Here is a 3450-nt window from a genome sequence, read left to right as displayed (position 1 = left end):
GTGGCCTGAATCCACTTCAAAAATAATGCTTCGAGGAGAGACCTAACAATGAACAGCAAAACTTTGATTACCGCGACGATCATCAGCCTGAGTGCCGTTGCCACTTCCGCATATGCTGTGCCTGATGCGCCTAAGAACTGGGAAAAATGTGCGGGTATCGCAAAAGCGGGTATGAATGATTGTGGTGCGCTGGACGGTTCCCACGGTTGTGCAAGTCAGGCTAAAGCCGACAACATGGAGAATGAATGGGTATACGTACCTGAAGGCACCTGTAAGAAAATTACTGGTGGTGTTGTTGCGAAAATTAAGCCTGCTAAATAATCAGGCGGCAACAATATGACCGATAGAGGTTGTAGTGGCGCAGGCTTAGGTCTGCGTTCACCCCATCTGCGGGAAGTGCTGAGGGATGCGCCGGATGTGCCTTGGTTTGAGGTGCATATTTGCAACTATCTGGGCGGTGGCCTGAGCCGCGCCTTGCTCCATAAGATCAACGACCAGTATCCGTTAAGCTTTCATGGCGTCAATTTGAGTCTGGCCGGGGTTGAACCTCTGGATGCGGAATATCTGAAGCGCCTTAGAATCGCAGTTGATGAATTTAATCCTGCGCTGGTCTCTGAGCACGCATGTTTTACTACTCACGCGGGCCAGTATTTCCATGACTTGATGCCTGTACCTTTTACTGATGAGGCCGTCCGGCATCTGGCTGGGCGGGTACGTGAGGTTCAGGATCGTTTGGGTCGACAAATTCTGATCGAAAACCTTTCGCGTTATTACAGTTACGATGAAAGTCACCTCAGCGAAGGTCAGTTTATGGCCGCTGTGTGTGAAGAAGCGGACTGCGGGTTGCTGTTGGACCTGAACAACGCCTACGTCAACCAGTGCAATCTGGGTGAAGACATGACGCGCTTGATCTCTGAACTGCCGTTAGAGCGGGTTGGAGAGATCCATCTGGCCGGGTTTACAGAACAGGATGGAATGTTGATTGATACGCACGGGGCACCTGTATGTGATGCTGTGTGGCAATCCTATGTGGATTTCTGTGAACTGAGAGCCGATGTTCCCTGTCTGATTGAATGGGATGCCAATCTGCCGTCGTTTGAGGTGTTGCTTGAACAGCGTGAGATGGCACAAAACATTCAGGACAAGGCTCAGACCGCAGGAGCAGAGCGCGCGTGAGTGAAGCAGATAAACCATCAGGCTGCAGTGACTATCGCGAATCGTTAACCGCGTTTGCCGATGCTGTGTTGGAAGGCCAGCCGAACGTATCCGCGTATACCAACAACTACATGGGCGTGCATGCTTTAGCCCTGCATAATATTTTTCTGTGTGTGCGGACGCAGCTGGGTGAAACGCCGTTTGCGGCGCTGTCTAATGTCTATGTGCAGCACTTTCCAGCAAGCCAGTGGGACATCAATCGCTACGGCGAACAGTTCGCCGAGTTATTGGCAGCTCAGGTGCATGGGGCTAAAGCCGATGCATTTGACTGGCCTGCGCTGGCGGCGCTAGCCGCGGTCGAATACGCGATTACTGCTCAATATTATGCGGATGATGATGTAGGACACGGAGGCGAGCCCATTTTGGTCGACGCGGCGTCTGAGCTGAGTTTGGATCGTGAATGGGTGCATCAGCTTGCCGAATTACATCCCTACGCGGATATTTCGGCACGGATCTCTTTTGAATCGCCGGTTGCTATCTGGCGTGATGGGTTACGCATCAAGGTGATGCCTTCCCTGCAGGTGTTTAATGCAGATGAGGGCTGATGCATGAGCGACACGATGCTCGATGAAACCCAACTGCAAACCTTATATCAATATGCCATGGTACTGAGCCAGCATCGGGATGATGCCTATGATCTCCTGCAGTCGGCCGTTGAATCTTATCTGATCAAGGTGAAGCGCGGGACGCAGGTGATAGAATGTCCCGTCGCCTATATGCGGACGCTGATCCGTAATCGTTATATAGACCATTACCGTTATCGACAGCGTTGGCAAAGTGAATCCTTTGAAGAATTAGCCCTGTACGATATATCTCCGGTTGATCTGGAACAGGTGGTGATTGATTCCGATGAACTACAGGGACTATGGGCGCAGCTCAGTGTAGAGGATCGTGATATTTTGTATCACTGGGCCGTGCTTGGGTACAGCACAGATGAAGCCTGTGCCTTACTAGATATGCCGCGAGGCACTTTTTTATCGCGCATCCACCGACTGCGAAAACGCTGTCAGGCGATGAGCAATTCGTTATCTCGATCACAGGAGTAGGGTATGAAGCAGGATGACACTGTCCATGCGCAACTGCCCCTGAAGGACGCAATCCGTAAGCAGGCTGAGTCTGAGCAGTTGAGTTTTGGTCAAATGGATGAGCTGTTGGCCATGCAGCGGGATGTACTCGCTGAAGCGCCGGTTAAGAGATCAAAGCTACCCATATGGTTGGGTGTCGCGGCAGCCTGTTGCGTCTTGGTGGTGAGTTTATTTATTTGGCAAAACTCGACACAACAATACAGCCGGGATATTGCGTTGGAATTGGCGGGTAACCACCTGCAGCTTAAGCCCATGGATGTAGAGACGCAGTCTATGACCGAGATCCGGCGATACTTTACGCAGCTGGACTTTTCGCCCGTGCGATCAAGTTTGCTGGAGACGCAGTTCGATCTGCCGGAAAACCTGATGATTGGTGGGCGTTATTGTTCGGTGAAAGGTATTACCGCCACCCAGATCCGGTATCGGGGCACCGACAGTGAGTTGAGAACCTTCTATGAAGTGGGTTACGACGAAGAACGTTACGGGCATATTCCTGATATCGATAAGGGCGAAACGCCACAGGAACTGATGGTGAAAGGTGTGAAAGTCACATTATGGGTCGAAAAAGGCCTGTTGATGGCGTTAGTTGCTGATATGTAACTGACGCAAAAGCGATCAAACCTAGGGTTAAAGCGGCTGAAAGGCCGCTTTTTTTGTCAGTTATTTGGGTTTATCGCGTGAAGGACCAGAAACATCTGCACGATGATGTAGGTGCATTGCTCCTCAACTCTGGATATGCGCTATTGGATGGCTGCGAATGCTCAACGCTGGTGGCGAACCGAACCGAACCGAACCGAACCGAACCGATTGTGCGGGTATCGATAGAAACTGCCAATGAAACGAAGCGTTCGATGTGATACCGAGTGTGCAAAGATCGGGTTACCCGTAGGTCGGGTAGCCCGATATATCAGTCGCTATCAGTTGCCCTGATAATCGCCCGGGCGTTTTTCGATAAACGCGTTGATCGCTTCCATATGGTCATTTGTGTTGTGACACATGCCCTGGAACACAGCGCAAAGCTCAAGGAAGTCTTTTAGCTCATGGCGTTGTGCCGATTTCAGCAGGCGTTTCGTCATGCGCAGAGCTTGTGGTGGTTTCGATGCCATCTGGTGAGCCATTTTCATCGCGGTTGGTAGCAGCTCTTCAGGTT

General features: G+C 51.2%; 7 protein-coding genes. 6 read left to right on the top strand and 1 reads right to left on the bottom strand.

All coding sequences use genetic code 11. The features are described 5' to 3' along the window. Window positions 1-48: 48 nt before the first annotated feature. The 6 genes from ABYW01_RS17110 (at window position 49) to ABYW01_RS17085 (ending at window position 3157) form a co-directional block, all read left to right on the top strand. The gene (locus ABYW01_RS17110; protein ID WP_193951654.1) at window positions 49-321 is read left to right on the top strand and encodes a DUF2282 domain-containing protein; all 273 of its coding nucleotides are present in this window, start codon (window positions 49-51) and stop codon (window positions 319-321) included. A gap of 15 nt (window positions 322-336) precedes the next feature. Then, window positions 337-1176 (top strand): DUF692 domain-containing protein, encoded by an 840-nt coding sequence (locus ABYW01_RS17105; RefSeq protein ID WP_372835064.1) that lies wholly within the window; start codon window positions 337-339, stop codon window positions 1174-1176. Beyond that, on the top strand, window positions 1173-1760 hold the full coding sequence (locus ABYW01_RS17100) for a putative DNA-binding domain-containing protein (RefSeq protein ID WP_372835061.1): 588 nt from the start codon (window positions 1173-1175) through the stop codon (window positions 1758-1760). Before ABYW01_RS17105 ends, ABYW01_RS17100 begins: the two co-directional genes overlap by 4 nt. A gap of 3 nt (window positions 1761-1763) precedes the next feature. Continuing rightward, entirely contained in the window at window positions 1764-2261 is a 498-nt protein-coding gene (locus ABYW01_RS17095; RefSeq protein WP_372835058.1) for an RNA polymerase sigma factor, read from the top strand. 3 nt (window positions 2262-2264) lie between these two features. After that, window positions 2265-2900 (top strand): hypothetical protein, encoded by a 636-nt coding sequence (locus ABYW01_RS17090; protein ID WP_372835056.1) that lies wholly within the window; start codon window positions 2265-2267, stop codon window positions 2898-2900. Between the two features lie 77 nt (window positions 2901-2977). After that, window positions 2978-3157, top strand: a complete 180-nt coding sequence (locus tag ABYW01_RS17085; RefSeq protein WP_372835053.1) for a hypothetical protein — start codon at window positions 2978-2980, stop codon at window positions 3155-3157. 60 nt (window positions 3158-3217) lie between these two features. On the opposite strand, the gene ABYW01_RS17080 is transcribed toward ABYW01_RS17085, so the two are convergent. Beyond that, on the bottom strand, window positions 3218-3450 hold a 233-nt coding region (locus ABYW01_RS17080; RefSeq protein WP_372835050.1), incomplete at its 5' end, for an enoyl-CoA hydratase-related protein.

The organism is Pontibacterium sp. (genome assembly GCF_041587635.1).
Lineage (GTDB): Bacteria > Pseudomonadota > Gammaproteobacteria > Pseudomonadales > Balneatricaceae > Pontibacterium.
Note: the sequence above shows the minus strand (reverse complement) of the source record. Positions and strands in the feature narration are given on the sequence as shown.

What these genes read in the sequence shown, in the direction of transcription:
- ABYW01_RS17110 (WP_193951654.1), top strand. Translation starts at nt 49, where the DNA reads ATGAACAGCAAAACTTTGATTACCGCGACGATCATCAGCCTGAGTGCC.
- ABYW01_RS17090 (WP_372835056.1), top strand. Translation starts at nt 2,265, where the DNA reads ATGAAGCAGGATGACACTGTCCATGCGCAACTGCCCCTGAAGGACGCA.
- ABYW01_RS17095 (WP_372835058.1), top strand. Translation starts at nt 1,764, where the DNA reads ATGAGCGACACGATGCTCGATGAAACCCAACTGCAAACCTTATATCAA.
- ABYW01_RS17105 (WP_372835064.1), top strand. Translation starts at nt 337, where the DNA reads ATGACCGATAGAGGTTGTAGTGGCGCAGGCTTAGGTCTGCGTTCACCC.